The following is an 18,331-nucleotide window of genomic DNA, read 5'->3' on the forward strand; positions in this document are numbered from 1 at the left end:
TCTAATGGGGACTTTTAGAAAACGACCAATCCGCTATCCACTTTTTGTTCTTTCCATTTTTGGCATCGTGACGTTCGTACTTCTATGTATTTGGAATATCGGAATAGGAATCGGCTATGGTATAGGTTTTGTTCTGTTAATGGTTTATACGTGGAAGGTTGAACAAGCTACTTTTGAAGAAACAGAAAAGCATATCGAATCCATTTCCTTCCGCATGAAAAAGGTTGGAGAAGAGGCATTGCTTGAAATGCCGATTGGGATTTTACTTGTGAATGAGCAATTTGAAATTGAATGGTCGAATCCATATATGCAAGGTGTACTGAATTTGGAGACATTAGTAGGCGAAGGAATTGTTAATATATCAGATGATATATATGTACTAATGAAGACCGAAGAAACAAATGAAGCAACCATTACCCTTCGTGATCGGAAATATCGTGTGTTTTATAAAGAAGAAGAGCGATTGTTATACTTCTTTGATGTTACCGAGCAAATAGCAATTGAAAAACAGTATTTCGCCGATCGTACAGTTATTGCAATTTTATTTGTAGATAATTATGACGAAATTACGCAAGCAATGGATGATCAACCTCGTAGTTTAACAAATACGATGGTGACATCGATCGTCAATGATTGGGCTGCGGAGCATGGAATATTTGTAAAACGTATTTCATCGGATCGCTTTTTAGCAGTATTAAATGAGTCGATTTTAACAGAACTTGAAAAGAAAAAATTTGCTATTTTAGATACAATTCGTGAAAAAACAGCACAGAAAAATCTCTCACTAACGCTTAGTATTGGCGTAGGTGCAGGATCTTCCTCTTTGGTGGAACTTGGCGGTTTAGCACAATCAAGCCTGGACCTTGTTTTAGGTCGTGGTGGTGATCAGGTAGCCATCAAGCAACCTACTGGAAAGCTGAAATTCTATGGTGGTAAAACGAATCCTGTGGAGAAACGTACGCGTGTTAGGGCTCGTGTCATTTCACATGCCCTGCGTGATCTGATTCAAGATAGTGATCAAGTATTTGTCATGGGGCATAAGAATCCAGATATGGACTCCATCGGTGCTTCTGTAGGTGTTCGTAAAATGGCACAAATGAATGATGTAAAGGGCTATGTTGTCATAAATTTCGATGAATTAAACGGAAGTGTAACACGTTTGATGAATGAAATTGAAAGAAAGTCTGATTTCTATGAACACTTTTTAACACCAGAAGAGGTTGCAGCAAAAATGACGGAGAAATCCTTGCTCATTATTGTTGATACACATAAACCAAATTTAGTGATAGATCCATACTTATTGAAATTAGCGGAAAAGGTCGTTGTTATTGACCATCACCGTCGCAGTGAGGATTTTATAGAAAATCCGACACTCGTTTATATGGAACCATATGCTTCGTCCACAGCTGAGCTTGTGACTGAGTTACTAGAATATCAGCCTAAACGCGCAAAAATTAATATGCTAGAGGCAACAGCATTACTGGCTGGAATTATTGTCGATACAAAGAGTTTTACTCTTCGTACAGGTGCTCGTACTTTTGAGGCAGCTTCTTATTTACGAACGAACGGCGCTGATACAGTTTTAGTACAACGTTTACTAAAAGAAGATATTGATACGTATATTGAGCGTTCTAAGATTGTGCAAACTGTAAAGTTCGTAAAACCAGGTGTTGCTATTGCCGCAGGTGAAGATTCAAAAGTGTATGATTCTGTATTAATCGCACAAACAGCAGATATTCTACTAACAATGAAGGACGTTAGTGCTTCATTTGTCGTTGCTCACCGTTCTGATGGCTTAATTGGCATTAGTGCAAGATCACTTGGAGAAATAAATGTACAGCTTATTATGGAACGGCTCGGCGGCGGCGGCCATTTAACGAATGCGGCCTGTCAAATTGAAGCTCTTACTATAGAAGAAGTGAAAAAATATTTAGAAGAGGCCATATTTGAGGTACTCGAAGGGAGTTCGGAATAATGAAAGTAGTATTTTTAAAGGACGTTAAAGGAAAAGGAAAAAAAGGTGAAATCAAAAATGTGGCAGATGGCTACGCACAAAATTTCCTTGTAAAAAATGGCTATGCTGCTGAAGCGAATGCGCAAGCTATGAGTCAATTAGAAGGACAAAAAAAATTAGAAGAAAAAAATGCAGCAGCAGAATTAGCTGAAGCAAAAGCATTGAAAGAAAAATTAGAGACTTTAACTGTGGAGCTAAAAGCAAAATCAGGTGAAGGCGGCCGTCTATTCGGTTCGGTTTCTACAAAGCAAATTGCAGATGCACTACAAAAAGTACATGGCATAAAAATCGATAAACGTAAAATGACTTTAAATGATGGGATTCGTGCACTAGGTTTTACAAATGTACCTGTGAAACTACACCATGATGTAACAGCGGCATTAAAAGTACATGTAACGGAAGAATAAGGGGCGACTATCCATGAGCGAACCGATGATAGACCGCGTTCCACCGCATAACCGGGAAGCGGAGCAATCGGTTATCGGTGCGATTTTCCTAGAACCACAGGCATTAATAACGGCATCAGAAATTCTTCTAGCAGATGATTTTTATCAAAATGCGCATAAGAAAATTTTTGAAACGATGTTGCGTTTAAGTGATCAGGGAAAAGCGATAGATGTTGTAACAGTTACTGAGGAATTATCAGCAAAAAAAGAGATTGAAGACGTTGGCGGGCTATCGTATATACTAGAGCTCGCCAATGCTGTTCCTACGGCAGCCAACGTTGCCCACTACGCTAAAATTGTTGAAGAAAAGGCTTTATTACGTCGTTTAATTCGTGTAGCCACAAAAATCGTAGAAGATGGGTATACACGAGAGGACGAAGTAGAGGCATTACTTGGCGAAGCTGAGAAGAAGATGATGGAAGTTGCCAATCGCAAAAATGCAGGTGACTTTAAGCATGTAAAAGACGTGTTAGTAGAGACCTTCGATAATATCGAGCAGCTACAATCTCGTAAAGGTGATGTTACGGGTATTCCTACAGGATTCCGAGATTTAGACCATATTACAGCGGGCTTCCAGCGGAATGACTTAATTATTGTTGCGGCGCGTCCTTCTGTAGGGAAAACGGCCTTTGCGCTAAATGTTGCGCAGAGTGTAGCAGTTCAGGCACGTGAAAATGTTGCCATATTCTCGTTAGAGATGGGCGCAGAGCAATTAGTTATGCGTATGCTTTGTGCAGAAGGAAATATTGATGCCCAAGTTTTACGTACAGGTGCTTTAACAACCGAGGATTGGGGTAAACTAACTATGGCAATGGGAAGTTTATCGAATTCAGGTATTTTTATTGACGATACACCAGGTGTACGTATCAATGAAATACGAGCAAAGTGTCGTCGTTTAGCACAAGAGCATGGCCTCGGAATGATTTTAATCGACTATTTACAGTTAATTCAAGGTAGTGGTAAACCCGGTGAAAACCGTCAACAGGAGGTATCAGAGATTTCACGTTCTTTAAAAGGATTGGCGCGTGAATTAAAGGTGCCTGTAATTGCTTTATCACAGCTTTCTCGTGGCGTTGAGCAACGTCAAGATAAGCGACCAATGATGAGTGACTTACGTGAATCGGGAAGTATTGAGCAGGATGCGGATATTGTTGCATTCTTATACCGTGACGATTACTACGATAAAGAATCTGAAAGTAAAAACATGATTGAAATTATTATAGCTAAACAACGTAACGGCCCTACCGGAACAGTAACGCTTGCATTTAAAAAGGAATTCAATAAATTTATTAACGTGGATTGGTCACAAATGCCGCCACCACCTCCACGTGATTAGTAATATTTATCCCGCATGAACGGTCAGTAAGACGCCCACCTCGAGTGCAAAGATGACAACTAGAATGACTAGGTGGTCGATTAACGAACCGTAAAAGCCCGATTGGTTCAACTACAATCAGTGGGGAAAAAGAAAACCGAACTGATTGGCGTTTCACTTTATCTAAAAGCGCGATAATATTCATACCATTCTGTCATTAAACACGAACGTTAAATCATAGTATTTGATTTTATGTTCGTGTTTTTAACTATTTTTTGTTGACTAGAGGTTTCTATCATTGTTACAATAATTAACGGCTTGATAAATGAGATACATTATGTATCTAACGGAGGTGCTGATTATGACATCAGTTGTAGTTGTAGGAACACAGTGGGGAGATGAAGGGAAAGGCAAAATTACCGACTTCCTTTCACAAAAGGCGGATGCAATCGCCCGATTTGCAGGTGGCGATAATGCAGGACATACCATAAAAATTGAAGGTGAAACATATAAATTACATTTAATTCCATCAGGTATTTTCTACAAAGAAAAAACTTCAGTAATGGGAAATGGTATGGTTGTTAATCCAAAGTCGCTTGTAACAGAACTAAAAGGACTACAGGAGCGTGGCATCGATACAGATAATCTTCGTATTTCTAACCGTGCTCATGTTATTCTGCCGTATCATATTAAACAAGATATTGCAGATGAAGAAAGCCGTGGCGATAATAAAATCGGTACAACTTGCAAAGGAATCGGTCCATGCTATCAAGATAAAGTTGCACGCATCGGAATCCGTATGGCTGATTTATTAGATAAAGAAATATTTGAAGAAAAACTACGTTATAATTTAGCAATTAAAAATAAATTATTCGAGAAATTTTATGAAGTTGAAGGCATAACGTTCGAAGAAATATTTGAAGAATATTATGGCTATGGGCAAGAAATTGCAAAGTATGTAACGGACACTTCAAAAATTTTAAATGATGTATTAGATGAGAGCGGCAAAGTATTATTCGAGGGAGCACAAGGTATTTTACTTGATGTCGATCAAGGTACTTACCCATTTGTTACTTCATCCAATCCTGTTGCTGGCGGTGTAGCGATTGGTGCTGGTATTGGCCCATCACGCGTTTCAAGTGTAATAGGTGTATGTAAAGCTTATACTTCACGTGTAGGAGACGGTCCATTCCCAACAGAATTATTTGATGAAGTTGGTCAGCAAATTCGTGAAGTTGGTCGCGAGTATGGAACAACAACTGGGCGTCCTCGTCGTGTAGGCTGGTTTGACACAGTTGTCGTACGTCACTCACGTCGTGTAAGTGGCATTACCCATTTAGCGCTCAATTCAATCGATGTTTTATCAGGTCTAGAGACAGTGAAAATTTGTACGGCATATAAATATAAAGATGAAACAATTACAGAATATCCAGCAAATCTTCATATTATTGAACAATGCGAACCAATTTATGAAGAACTTCCAGGCTGGTCAGAAGATGTTACAGGCTGCCGAACATTAGAAGAGTTGCCAGAGAATGCACGACGTTATGTAGAGCGCGTGAGCGAATTAACAGGCATTCAAATTGCTACTTTCTCTGTCGGTCCTGCTCGTGAACAGACGAACGTTTTAGTAGATATTTGGGAAGCATAATATAAAAAGAAAGCAATGGTGCAGGCACGCCATTGCTTTCTTTTTCATATCCTGACTTTTAGTGAATATCCTTCTTCTTGAAGCGCCCGCCTCTTACTTCTGCAATATTACCAATTGCAAGGAATGCATTGTCGTCTATTTCAGAGACGATGGTTTTCAGTTTGGATTCCTCTAAACGTGTAATAACGGTGAAAATTACTTTTTTGTCGTTACCCGTATACGCTCCCTCGCCATGTAAAAAGGTTACACCACGACCTAAGCGATCCATGATCGTTTGACCAATTTCATCAATCTCATCACTAATAATGTAAACAGATTTAGATTCTTCCATCCCCTGAATAACAATATCAATCATTTTGTAGGCGATATAGTACGCTAGAATAGAGTACATTGCTTGCTCCCACGTGAAAATAAAGCCGGCTACAGTAAAGATAAATAAGTTGAAAAACATAATAAATTCCCCAACTGAGAAAGGCAATTTTCGATTAAGAAGAATCGCTAAAATTTCCGTACCATCTAAAGAACCACCATAACGGATAACAATACCGACCCCAATTCCTAAAATTATTCCCCCAAACACTGTTGCCAGTAATGTATCACTTGTAAATGGTTCTGAATTATGTAGAAGAATTGTTGTTGCGGAAAGTACAGTAATTCCCAGTCCTGTAGAAAGGGCAAAAGTTTTACCAATCTGTTTATAGCCTAAAAAGATAAAAGGTAAGTTTAAAACGAAGATGAAAATACCGAGTGGTAAATTTAATAGATGTGAAGTGATAATAGAAACACCAACAATTCCACCATCCATGATTTGGTTAGGTACTAAAAATAGCTCTAGTCCAACAGCCATTATAATTGCACCAAGCATAACCATAATGGTCCTTATTATATGTCTTCGGGCTTTTTTCTTTTTTTGTGGTTTCCCTGCTTTAGATGTTATCACAGAGGTTTGTGAGTCACTCAAATAAATCGCTCCAATCAACTAGTGTATTAACCTTATTCTATTTTATCGAAATATTAATCAAGTAAAAAGTAATAAGTCTATATACTGTCTAGAATTTAAGAAAAAAGTATAAAATTGTTTAAAATGCTGAATAATTGAATATAAATACAATAGAATAGCGATTAACAAAAATAGGAGTTATGTAACAATTAGTAGAGAAATAATACAATTACATTACAAAAGGGAGAAAAGATTCAATCAATATTTTCTTTATGGTACATTATAGTGGTGCAAAAAATCCTTGTGGGTAATTAAACCTATGATAGGGTAAAGTTGGAAGGGGCTTTATTGATGAGTTCGTCTTGGAATAAAAAAGAAGAAAACAATAGATTCACCTACAATTTTTCTTCTTTTAAAAAGGTATCAATTATTGCAGTATTAATGGCAAGTTTAACTATTAATATGGGGTATGCCAAAGAAATTAATCATAAAGAAGCGTTACATAAAATCTATCATGTTTATGTAGACAATGAATATATGGGTGCTGTATCTGATGACAAAGCCGTGAAGGAAATCATTGCTTCAAAAGAAAAGGAAGCAATTAATCAGTACAAGGAATACGCTATAGATGCTAACGCTGCTGTGAAAATAATACCAGAGCAAGTGTTTAGTAATGAAACAAAGGATGCAGAAACATTAAAGAAGGTTGAGCAATCTCTTGTAGCACAAACACCAGCCTTTTCATTATTAGTAGATAACAAACCGATCGCCAATTTAAAAGATGCTAATGCTTATGAAGAAACTGTTCGTATGCTAAAGCTACAATATGTTTCACAGCAAGAGTTAAAAAGTTTTCAAGATAACCAACAAGCTATTAATGGTTTACCATCTTTACAATCTGGTGAAACGCGGATCTTAGATATTTCCTTTAAACAGGGAGTTTCAGGTGTAACAAAGAAGATCGCGCCAAATGCTATACTAACGCCTGAAGAAGCGGTGAAATTATTAATGACTGGCTCCATCGAACAACAAGAATATAAAATTCAACCAGGTGATGTATTAGGATCGGTTGCTAAAAAACATGGCTTAACAACAGCTGAGTTATTAGCCTTAAATCCTGGTATTGCGGTGGATACAGTGTTACAAATAGGACAAGCGTTAAACGTAACTGTCGCTAAACCGTTCGTAACAATTGCAGTAAAACAAGAAAAGAAAGTTACAGATACGATTCCGTTTAAGAAGGTTATAGAAGAAGACCCAACGATGTATAAAGGTGAGTCAGTTATAAAACAGCAAGGTGTTGACGGTAAAAAGGAGACATCCTATTTATTAACATCTGAGAATGGTACACGTACATCAAAAGTGGCTTTAAAAGAAACAGTCGTCCAGCAACCAGTTGATGAAATTGAAGTTGTAGGGACAAAGGTTATCTCTTCTCGAGGTACAGGTGAATTTTCTTGGCCAGCAGTAGGTGGCTATATTTCTAGTCAAATGGGACAACGTTGGGGTGCACAACATCGAGGAATCGACATTGCCCGACCTAGCAACTACAACATCCTCGCAGCTGATAATGGTGTTGTTGTAGCAGCGGGAGTTTCAGGTAGCTACGGAAACCGTATTGTGGTTAATCATAATAATGGCTATACGACGCTATATGGACATTTATCTTCTATTGATGTAGAGGTTGGACAGGTTGTCGAAAAAGGTTCAGTCATTGGGATTATGGGTTCTACTGGAAATTCTACAGGTACGCATCTACATTTTGAAGTTGAGAAAAATGGTGCACTTGTGAATCCTTTATCTTATGTAGGTCAGTAATTTACTTGTATAAAAGGCAGTCCAAATGCTGGGCTGCCTTTTTGTATATAACTCATAAAATATAATGCTATTTCCCAAGAAATATTTAGAAAGATAGCCTAGGAGTGTGTTATCCTGTGGCTCATATATTTGGTATTTATAGGCGGCTGTTCCCTTCTTTTTGCAGTAGGAGTTTTAAACACGTGAGTGTTTGGGCTAATAGACGAAATAGATATAGAGAAACTAATCATGAATAATGCATGGAAGCTAAAAGCATGTTAGAGTTAAGAGTAGTGACTTTTATCTTCAGGCAATAAAGTACACTAGCTTTGTCAATGAGAATACACAAAGTATTGCTGCGCAACAGCGAAGCGATAGCATAGGTTTTAATACACGAAGTTGAAATAAATCATGACACATTGTTTTAAAATAGATGAATAGCGAAAGGGAGAGAATGGATGAACAAAACGATTTTAGTTGTTGACGATGAAAAACCAATCGCAGATATTTTACAGTTTAATTTAATTAAAGAAGGCTACAAAGTTATTTGCGCATATGATGGAGATGAAGCGCTAGAGAAGGTTGAGGAAGAACAGCCGGATCTAATGCTATTAGATATAATGTTACCTAAGCGGGATGGTATGGAAGTTTGTAGAGAAGTGCGAAAAAAATATGATTTTCCTATTATTATGCTTACGGCAAAAGGCTCTGAGATTGATAAGGTATTAGGCTTAGAAATGGGAGCAGACGATTATGTGACGAAACCATTTAGTACACGTGAACTGATTGCTCGGGTGAAAGCGAATATGCGCCGTTTACAAGTTGTGGCGCCGGCTGCAGAAGAAGCACAGGAAGAGTCAAATGAGATTGTTGTAGGCTCTCTTGTTATTCAGCCGGATGCATACTTAGTGATGAAACGTGAGGAATCAATCGAACTTACACATCGTGAGTTCGAACTATTGCATTACTTAGGTAAACATATAGGACAAGTGATGACGCGTGAGCATTTATTACAGACCGTATGGGGTTATGATTATTTTGGTGATGTACGTACAGTGGATGTAACGATTCGTCGTTTACGTGAAAAAATAGAGGACAATCCGAGTCATCCAGCTTGGATTGTGACACGACGTGGTGTAGGTTATTATTTACGAAATCCTGAACAGGAGTAAACGGAATGCACAAAGTAAGCTTCTTTAAGTCCATTCATGTCAAGCTAGTGCTTATTTATATCTTACTTATTATGCTAGCTTTGCAAATCATAGGCATCTATTTCGCGCGTGAATTAGAGCGAAATTTGAAGAGTAATTTTCAAGAATCCATTTTTCAACGTGTTGATTTGATGCAATATAGCATTCGTGAAGAAATTTTAAAAGAACGCGATGAAAGTATGCCAACGCGTGAGGAAAGCCTAAAGTCCATCGTGAAGGAATTTTCAACAGGCTTGAAGGATGTTTCAAATGGAGATATTTTAGAAATTCGCGTCATAGATAACCGGCAGCGTATACTTGCGACGTCAGAAGCTGAAAACCAAAATTTAATTGGACAACGTTCGAATACTGACCTTGTCCGTCGTGCAATTTCAGCAGAGACTTTATTTGATATTATAAAAATTGACAATAAAACAAGAGATCGTGTATGGGTACTAGCAACGCCAATTCGTGATGGCGCAGGTCCTGATGATGAAATTATAGGGGTACTCTATATTGAATCGAATATTGAATCAGTTTTTGAACAAATGAATGATATTAACCGTATTTTCCTGGGTGGAACAGCGATGTCCTTAGTTATTACTATCTTCTTAGGAATTTTAGTGGCTCGCACAATTACACAGCCGATTGCTGATATGCGAAAGCAGGCACAGGCCATGGCAAAAGGAAACTATTCACGTAAAGTGCGAGTTTATGGGACAGATGAGATCGGGCAGCTTGCTCTTACCTTTAACCATTTGACGAATCGCTTGCAGGAGGCGCAATCGACAACAGAGGCAGAGCGACGTAAGCTCAATTCGGTTCTGAGTAATATGACAGATGGCGTTATTGCCACAGATCGCAAAGGGCGTATTATTCTTATTAATGATCCAGCACTTGAGCTATTGCATATTTCAAGAGATATAACATTAGGTCGTCCAATTGCATCTGTTTTAGGCATCGATCAGGAATATAGTTTTGAAGATTTAATTCATATGAATGATGCAGTAAATTTAAATTTTAGTACGGCAGATGCCCCGTATATATTACGGGCGAATTTCTCAGTTATTCAAAAAGAGACGGGCTTTATCAATGGTCTAATTACCGTGCTACATGACAATACGGAGCAAGAAAAGATTGAAATGGATCGTAGAGAATTTGTATCCAACGTTTCACACGAACTCCGAACACCTTTAACAACAATGCGCAGTTATCTAGAGGCGTTGGCTGATGGGGCGTGGAAAGATGAAAACATTGCGCCAACATTTTTAAATGTTACACAGACAGAGACCGAGCGTATGATCCGTTTAGTCAATGACTTGTTGCAGTTATCCCGCATGGATAGTGCAGATTATGAGCTGAATAAAGACATTGTCCTATTCAATTCATTCTTTAATCGCATCATCGATCGCTTTGAAATGTCTAAGTCTGAAAAGGTAGTATTTGAACGCTTATTCCCAGAGGCATCTTATTATGTTGAATTTGATACGGATAAGGTGACACAAGTTATCGATAATATCATTTCCAATGCTATTAAATATTCACCAGACGGTGGTAATGTACGCTTTGGCTTTACCGTTCAGGGGAATATGTTGAAGGTGATGATTTCCGATGATGGTATGGGGATTCCAAAAGAAAATGTCGGTCGCATATTTGATCGTTTCTATCGAGTAGACCGCGCACGTGCACGCTCTATGGGTGGTACAGGCCTTGGTCTAGCCATTGCACAGGAAATGATTGAGGCACATGGCGGGAAAATCTGGGCGGAAAGTGATGAAGGTCATGGCACAACGATATTCTTTACATTACCATATGATTTAGACGAATTTGACGAGGCAGGTGAGTGGGAATGAAGTATATTGAACCAGTAAAATCAGCTGTTTTATTTCTACTCGTTATGCTGAGTGTGGTATTGACCTTTATCATTTGGACATACACGCCGGATTATAAATTTATTGAACAAACAGAAGGTAAGGAAATCTTAATAGGGCCACAAAAAAGTACGGAAGATGTCATCAGACCATATAAGGCTATAATTCGGGCTGAAGATGGATTTACAGGAACTGTATCGAATGGCGCTATGAAAGATATGATGAATGCCTTTAAGGGCTGGAACATTCTTGATTTAGTGCGAATTAATAATAAAATTTCACCAGACTATGTAAATGAGCTGATTCGAGCAAATAATCGCATGACGGTCTTTTTTGCAGGAGAGATTCCCTTCTCAGCATTTAGCTCTATTTTTCAATTTGCCGATAAGGAACTACCAGAAACAACGTTCAATCGTATGATCATAGATTGGAGCCAATACAACAATAAAGAATTACAGGTATTTTTCGTTAGTAGCAATAATGATTCATTGTTGCGTTCTAATGTAAGCCTTTCAAACGCCAATCAGTTTGTAAGGGATATTATTGAGCCTTCAAAACAGTATGGTGTTTTTAAAGAGGTAGAGCGTGATGGCTATACATCACTTTATGTAGCTAATGACAAAATTGAATCTGTAAAGTATACGTATTATATCGATGATGAACAACTTTCACTAGAATCATTTAAAAATGTGTTATTTACAGATCCAAATATTGTACAACGTACTGTTGAAAGCACGACATCTGAAAAATATACAGATGGCATGTCGCTAATGACTGTCGATAGGAGATTAAAATCACTAAACTACGTGTATCCAGCTGCAGAAAGTAGCGAAAGAATAGAGCCGTCAAAGCTATTAAATAGTAGTTTTGAATTTATCAATGAACATGGGGGCTTTACAGCGGATTACCGGTATGTATCAACAAGTACAAGTAAAAATCAATTGGATTATCAGCTCTACTTAGAGGGGCTCCCGGTATATAGTGATCAGGCAACAACCCGAATTACAACTGTTTGGGGAGATAATCGCATTTTCCGTTATAAACGACCATACTTTACATTAGATATGGATATACCATCGGAAAAAGAGATTAAAGAATTGCCATCTGGAACAGAAATAGTTGAAAAAATTCATACGCTTAATAATATTGTATTATCTGATATAGATGAAATTGTGGTGGGCTATTATTTAACAAAGGAAGAAAACGAACAATTATTTAATCTAGAGCCAAGGTGGTTTGTTATACGTAATGGTGCATGGATTTTATTGACGCCTGACATGCTCGGAGGTGTCAAAAATGGATTGGAATAGAACAAAGTCCATTTTTATTATGGTTTTTTTAATCTTAAATATTTTTCTATACTCGTTGTATGTGAATCGTTACGATGAGGCGCAGAACGTTGAGATACCTGGTGAGAAAACGATTGGGGCACGATTAGAAGACGATAATATTACGTATGGAGCACTCCCTAATAGTATAGAGTCGGCTACGTATATTTCAGGCAAAGTCCATATTTTTACGCCTGCTGAATTTGCAAATTCAAATCATCAAGTGGACCTTTCAGTTGAAACGAGAGCGCGGGTAATTCTTGAGAGTCCTGTAAAAGTACGAAATATAAATGACGATACGAGCTTTACAGAGTTTGCCCAAGCGCACATCAAAGAGGGTACTTCCTATGCATTGTGGAAGGTTGACCGTGAGGAACGGGTTGCAATCTTCTTCCAGAAAACAAATAATGGAATGCTTTATTACAATAAGAGTGGTTTATTAAAAGTACAATGGAATTCGAATAACGAAGTCACAATGTATGAGCAAACAATGATTGATAGTATTGAAGAGATGGAGCAACAGGAAAGTGTGATTCCACCACTTCAAATTATACAAACATTGTATACAAAAGGACTACTAAAGCCAGATTCGCGGATTACGCAAATGAAGTTAGGCTACTCGACACTTGTTTATTTAACTCGAACGCAGGTACTGGTCCCAACATGGGAAATGCGTGTGAAATTATCTGATGGGGAAACCGAAGAGTATTTTGTCAATGCTGTTGAAGGTAATGTTATTGAATTCCAAGAGGATAAGCAAGAGGACAAGCAAGAGGGCGAAGAAGAAGACTGGGGAGTTTAATTATGCGATTTAGTGTTTTAGCAAGTGGCAGTACAGGCAATTCGATTTACGTGGAGAACGACGATTATGCATTTATCGTCGATGCAGGCTTTAGTGGTAAAAAAATGGAGCAGCTATTTACAAAAATCGACCGTAATATGAAAAAGCTAAATGGCATATTGGTAACACATGAGCATAGCGATCATATTAAAGGAATTGGTGTATTGGCACGAAAATATAGTGTACCAATTTATGCAAACGCCAAAACATGGCAGGCAATGGATGGGCTCGTAGGTGAAATTCCAGTAGAGCAACGTTTCGAGTTTGAAATGGATACTGTGAAACATTTTGGCTCATTGTCGATTGAATCCTTTGCCGTATCACATGATGCCGCAGATCCAATGTTCTATACTTTTCATGAGGACGGGCGTAAACTTGTTATTATTACCGATACAGGCTATGTCAGTGATCGTATGAAAGGTATTATTCGTGGGGCAGATTCCTTTGTATTTGAAAGTAATCACGATGTCAATATGCTACAAATGGGGCGTTATCCATGGTCGATAAAACGTCGCATTTTAAGTGATGTAGGACATGTGTCAAATGAGGATGCAGCTATTGCCATGAGTGAGGTCGTTTTTGAAAAGCAGACCAATATTTATTTGTCACATTTAAGTAAGGATAACAACATGAAAGAGCTGGCGCGCATGAGCGTAGCGCAAACCTTGCAATCATGCGGTATTATAGCAGGCGAATATGTTCATTTATTTGATACAGACGCGGAAGAGCCAACAAGGTTAGTAACCGTTTAACATAAAGGCCAATGATGATTGATTGGCGTGCCGGAGGCTCAGTCAATGCTCATAACAAATACAAAAATCAAACATTGATTTACCAGAGGCTTCTAAAAAGAAAAGCTGTTCAATCGCATTTTTAAGTAAATGCATTGAACAGCTATTTTTATGTCCATTTTATTTAGTTTTCATCTGATTTTAATGTTTGAATCGTAAGATAAGGGTAACAATTAACAAATAGCAGTCAATGAAAGGATGAGGACGATGAGTAATTTTCAAGATAACGATAAAAACAGTGATTTTCTAAATAATGATGAAATACAGAAGTCACCTTTACAGGAGCGACTCGAACGTGAGGAGCGAGAAATGCAGTCAAAACGTTTAAAAAAGAAAGGTGGCGGTGGTAAGGGTGGTTACTTCTTCAGCGGTCTTATCGGTGTCATTATTGGCGCTTTACTCGTTTGGCTAATGCTACCTGGACTTGTCAATCAAATGCCAGGAACAACAACAAACGGCTCAGACAAAAATGACACAACCATTAATCAGGTAGCAACAGAAGTAACAACAGACGTCACAGCAGCGGTTGAAAAAGCCTCAGAGGCTGTTGTGGGAATTACCAATATTCAAGAAGTGACAAGCAACGGCTTTTGGAGTCCACCTTCGACATCAACACAAGAGGCAGGAAGCGGTTCAGGTGTTGTTTATAAAATAGAGGGCGACAAAGCATTTATCGTAACAAACAATCACGTTATACAAGGGGCAAAACAGTTAGAGGTAACAATGGCGGATGGCACGAAAGAAGAGGCTCAACTAGTGGGCCGTGATGTTTGGACAGACCTAGCTGTTATTTCAATTAGCTCTAAAAATGTTAAAACAGTTGCAAAGTTCGGTAACTCAGATGTCTTAAAACAAGGTGAAACAGTAATTGCTATAGGGAATCCACTTGGTTTAGATTTTTATGGTTCTGTTACAACGGGTGTTGTTTCTGGTAAAGATCGTTCGGTGCCAGTCGACTTAAATGGAGATGGTACGGAAGATTGGCAACAAGAAGTTTTACAAACCGACGCGGCTATCAACCCAGGTAATAGTGGTGGTGCATTAGTTAACTTAGCGGGTGAATTGGTCGGCATTAACTCCATGAAAATTGCTGAATCATCTGTCGAAGGGCTAGGCTTCTCCATTCCAATTAACTCAGCAATCCCAATTATTGAGGAGCTAGAACGAAATGGTGAAATGAAACGTCCAACAATGGGAATCTCGTTAGCTGATTTAACAGAAGTACCGGCATTCTACCAACAACAAACGTTGAAATTACCAGAAGAAGTGACAACGGGTGTTGTGATTACGCAGGTAATGGATAACTCCCCAGCAGCTAAAGCAGGAGTAAAACAATATGATGTCATTGTGGAAATGGATGGGGAGAAAATTGAAACAGCCATTGATTTAAGAAAGCATTTGTATAATGAGAAAAAGACTGGTGATGATTTAACAATGAAAGTATATCGTCAAGGTAAATTAGTGGAGCTATCATTAACACTAACAAATAGTGATACACTATAAAGTGATGTGGATAACTAGAAAATTGTGAATAGAAACTTTACACAGCGAGTAGTGGAAGAAAGCCTTTTCTTTCCTACTCGCTTTTCCTTTGTTACAATAGATTGTGGATAACATAGACTAATTTGTGAATAAGTTTGTGGAAATTTCGGAAAATAAGGAGTCAAGTAAAAATGGAAAAATACAGCTGTGAAAAGCATATAGAACACGCTTTAGACATGTTCGTGGCAGAGCAAAAAGTATTCCCAATTATGGATAAAATCGAAGAGGGTAAAAAGTTATCCACAAAATGCAACTACTGTGAACAGCCAGCAGAATATATTGTATCAAGGAAATAACTTTACACAATATATAGGAAGAGTTTGTGGATATGTTGATAACTTTTGTGGATAAGTTGTTTGTAAATGAATTGTAAAGGTGGATAACGTGTGAATATAACGATTGTATCAGTCGGGAAACTAAAAGAAAAGTACTTGAAAATGGGAATCGATGAGTACATAAAGCGTCTAGGTAGCTACGCAAAGATGGATGTAATTGAAGTGCCAGACGAAAAAGCACCCGAGCAGCTAAGCGATGCGGAAATGGAAATCGTCAAGAAAAAAGAAGGCGAGCGTATACTTTCTAAAATTGGTCCAGACACATATGTGATTGCCCTTGCCATCAACGGCAAGATGAAAACTTCCGAAGAAATGGCTGCAGATATTGAGTCATTAATGACGTATGGGAAAAGTAAAATCGCCTTTGTAATTGGTGGCTCTCTCGGCTTACACGACGATGTATTGAAGCGTGCCGACGAAAAGCAATCATTTGGCAAAATGACATTGCCCCATCAGCTGATGAAGCTTGTGTTGATCGAGCAAATTTATAGAAGCTTTAGAATTATGAAGGGCGAGCCGTATCACAAGTAAATGAGGTTTTTCAATATTGTTGAATTCCTAACTAGTCACATAGTTAGGAATTTATAATAAAATTCAAAGCCTTCATATGTTATAATTTAACAGGGAAGGTGGGGTTTATTTTGGAACAAAGTAATATTACAATAGAAGATTTATATAGCCAGGTAAAAAAGGGAACCGTAAGAATTCCAGCATTTCAACGGGGATTCGTTTGGACCGCCGAACAAGTAGGTTTGTTATATGACAGTTTATATAAAGGCTTTCCTATCGGTAATGTATTATTCTGGGAAACTTCAAACCTCTTAAAATATGATAAAAAAGTGGGGAGTTTTGACTCTCCTGAATTAAATGGAATGCAAACTTATCAATATGTTTTAGATGGGCAACAAAGACTAACTTCTTTATGTGCTCTATTTAATAGAGATATTTTAGCCGCTGAAAATCCAGAGTGGATTGATATTTATTTTGATATGGAAGGGTCCCTAGAAGATACTAAAAGTTTGTTTATACCTTTAAAGGAAGAAGAGGTAAATTTAGAACGATATTTTCCCGTATATAAAATAATGGACTCAGTTGAATATCGAAGAGCTACTAGAGAGCTGACAGATGAAAAGGCTGATAAATTAGATAAAGTAATGAGAAAATTATCTACTAAGGTTATTCCTGTAGAGAAAATGAAAACAGATGATATGAAATTAGTTTCTATGGTATTTGAAAGGGTAAATACAGCGGGTACGGATTTAGACCACTACCAGTTATTAGCTGCATGGAGTTGGAGTGAGGATTTTGTATTACAAGAGAAGTTTACAGAACTAGCTGATGAATTAGAGGAATTTGGTTTTGACGGTAATAATTCATCACATGTTGATTTGTTGCTAAAATGTTGTACAAGTGTATTACTTAATAAGTCCAGTACAGACTCAATCATAGATTTAAATGGACAAGATGTTAGGGAAAAATTTTCAGTGATAGAAAATGGAATTAAATCTAGTATTCAATTTTTAAAAGATGAGTTAAAAGTATTCAATATAAAATATTTACCCTATCCTTCTATGTTAATTCCATTGACTAAATTTTTTGCTACACATCGAGCAATGGGAGATGCCTATACAAATAAGCAACGTGAAAAGTTGGTGAAATGGTTTTGGAAAGTAGGGTTTTCAAAACACTATTCCAATGCAATTGATACTAAAATCCCTAAAGATATAGAAGATATGGAAAAGTTAAGAGAAGATGAAAATGCAAATGTGTTCAATTTTAAATACACATTTAATTCCGAATACTTTGACAACAAATTCAATGTAAATACTATTACAACAAAAGTATTTATAGCATTACTAGCTAATCATAATCCAAAATCTTTTATTTCGGGAAGTCCAATAGATTTGCAAAGAAAATTAAGAATAGGATATAAAACAGAGTTTCATCATATCTTCCCTCAAAAACATTTGGAAAGATTAGGGGTGGATAAGTCTGATATTAATAAATTAGCTAATTTCTGCTTTTTATCAAAATCTGACAATAATCAAATAAAGGATTTAGACCCAAAAGAGTATAAAAGATTAATTGAAAAACCAGATGTGGTATTAAAATCTGCAATTTGTCCAAGTGATACTTTTGATTTAGCATATGAAGATTTTATAGAACAAAGAAGCAAAATATTATTAGAGCAAGTAAATAAGCTTATAAAATAAATATGTTTTAGTAGCATCATATTTGAAATAAGTAGATAGGGTATTAAGGTCAGTAGA

The 18,331-nt window shown here is 37.4% G+C and carries 15 protein-coding genes; 14 read left to right on the forward strand and 1 reads right to left on the reverse strand.

The window, feature by feature from the left end; genetic code table 11:
• The first annotated feature begins 4 nt into the window (after positions 1-4).
• The 4 genes from ACOMCU_RS21915 (at position 5) to ACOMCU_RS21930 (ending at position 5,426) form a co-directional block, all read left to right on the forward strand.
• On the forward strand, positions 5-1,975 hold the full coding sequence (locus ACOMCU_RS21915) for a DHH family phosphoesterase (protein ID WP_010860719.1): 1,971 nt from the start codon (positions 5-7) through the stop codon (positions 1,973-1,975).
• Entirely contained in the window at positions 1,975-2,421 is a 447-nt protein-coding gene (gene rplI / locus ACOMCU_RS21920; RefSeq protein WP_010860718.1) for a 50S ribosomal protein L9, read from the forward strand. Before ACOMCU_RS21915 ends, rplI begins: the two co-directional genes overlap by 1 nt.
• 13 nt (positions 2,422-2,434) lie before the next feature.
• Complete coding sequence (dnaB, locus tag ACOMCU_RS21925) at positions 2,435-3,796, forward strand: replicative DNA helicase (protein WP_010860717.1); 1,362 nt, start codon at positions 2,435-2,437, stop codon at positions 3,794-3,796.
• A gap of 340 nt (positions 3,797-4,136) precedes the next feature.
• The gene (locus ACOMCU_RS21930) at positions 4,137-5,426 is read left to right on the forward strand and encodes an adenylosuccinate synthase (RefSeq protein ID WP_010860716.1); all 1,290 of its coding nucleotides are present in this window, start codon (positions 4,137-4,139) and stop codon (positions 5,424-5,426) included.
• A gap of 58 nt (positions 5,427-5,484) precedes the next feature.
• Here ACOMCU_RS21930 and ACOMCU_RS21935 read toward each other — a convergent pair whose 3' ends face one another.
• Complete coding sequence (locus tag ACOMCU_RS21935; RefSeq protein ID WP_196228939.1) at positions 5,485-6,297, reverse strand: YitT family protein; 813 nt, start codon at positions 6,295-6,297, stop codon at positions 5,485-5,487.
• Between the two features lie 420 nt (positions 6,298-6,717).
• Here ACOMCU_RS21935 and ACOMCU_RS21940 point away from each other — a divergent pair, with 420 nt between their 5' ends.
• The 10 genes from ACOMCU_RS21940 to ACOMCU_RS21985 all read left to right on the forward strand — a co-directional run bounded on the left by ACOMCU_RS21940 (position 6,718) and on the right by ACOMCU_RS21985 (position 18,274).
• Positions 6,718-8,184, forward strand: coding sequence for a peptidoglycan DD-metalloendopeptidase family protein (locus ACOMCU_RS21940; RefSeq protein ID WP_421051384.1), 1,467 nt, complete (start codon positions 6,718-6,720; stop codon positions 8,182-8,184).
• 437 nt (positions 8,185-8,621) lie between these two features.
• Positions 8,622-9,335: a response regulator YycF gene (gene yycF / locus ACOMCU_RS21945; RefSeq protein ID WP_010860713.1), complete on the forward strand. Its 714-nt coding sequence runs from the start codon at positions 8,622-8,624 to the stop codon at positions 9,333-9,335.
• 5 nt (positions 9,336-9,340) lie between these two features.
• Positions 9,341-11,206: a cell wall metabolism sensor histidine kinase WalK gene (gene walK / locus ACOMCU_RS21950; RefSeq protein WP_421051385.1), complete on the forward strand. Its 1,866-nt coding sequence runs from the start codon at positions 9,341-9,343 to the stop codon at positions 11,204-11,206.
• Entirely contained in the window at positions 11,203-12,534 is a 1,332-nt protein-coding gene (locus ACOMCU_RS21955) for a YycH family regulatory protein (protein ID WP_421051386.1), read from the forward strand. Before walK ends, ACOMCU_RS21955 begins: the two co-directional genes overlap by 4 nt.
• Positions 12,521-13,354 (forward strand): two-component system regulatory protein YycI, encoded by an 834-nt coding sequence (locus ACOMCU_RS21960; RefSeq protein ID WP_421051387.1) that lies wholly within the window; start codon positions 12,521-12,523, stop codon positions 13,352-13,354. The genes ACOMCU_RS21955 and ACOMCU_RS21960 overlap by 14 nt, the downstream gene beginning before the upstream one ends.
• Before the next feature lie 2 nt (positions 13,355-13,356).
• Positions 13,357-14,145: an MBL fold metallo-hydrolase gene (locus ACOMCU_RS21965; protein WP_421051389.1), complete on the forward strand. Its 789-nt coding sequence runs from the start codon at positions 13,357-13,359 to the stop codon at positions 14,143-14,145.
• Positions 14,146-14,391: 246 nt separating this feature from the next.
• Positions 14,392-15,687: a S1C family serine protease gene (locus ACOMCU_RS21970; RefSeq protein WP_421051391.1), complete on the forward strand. Its 1,296-nt coding sequence runs from the start codon at positions 14,392-14,394 to the stop codon at positions 15,685-15,687.
• 170 nt (positions 15,688-15,857) lie between these two features.
• Positions 15,858-16,022: a CxxH/CxxC protein gene (locus tag ACOMCU_RS21975; RefSeq protein WP_010860707.1), complete on the forward strand. Its 165-nt coding sequence runs from the start codon at positions 15,858-15,860 to the stop codon at positions 16,020-16,022.
• Positions 16,023-16,112: 90 nt separating this feature from the next.
• Positions 16,113-16,592, forward strand: a complete 480-nt coding sequence (gene rlmH, locus ACOMCU_RS21980) for a 23S rRNA (pseudouridine(1915)-N(3))-methyltransferase RlmH (RefSeq protein WP_421051392.1) — start codon at positions 16,113-16,115, stop codon at positions 16,590-16,592.
• A 110-nt stretch (positions 16,593-16,702) separates the two neighbouring features.
• Positions 16,703-18,274 (forward strand): GmrSD restriction endonuclease domain-containing protein, encoded by a 1,572-nt coding sequence (locus tag ACOMCU_RS21985; protein ID WP_421051393.1) that lies wholly within the window; start codon positions 16,703-16,705, stop codon positions 18,272-18,274.
• Positions 18,275-18,331: the final 57 nt, after the last annotated feature.

Source organism: Lysinibacillus sp. UGB7, assembly GCF_049058285.1.
Classification (GTDB): domain Bacteria; phylum Bacillota; class Bacilli; order Bacillales_A; family Planococcaceae; genus Lysinibacillus; species Lysinibacillus sphaericus_B.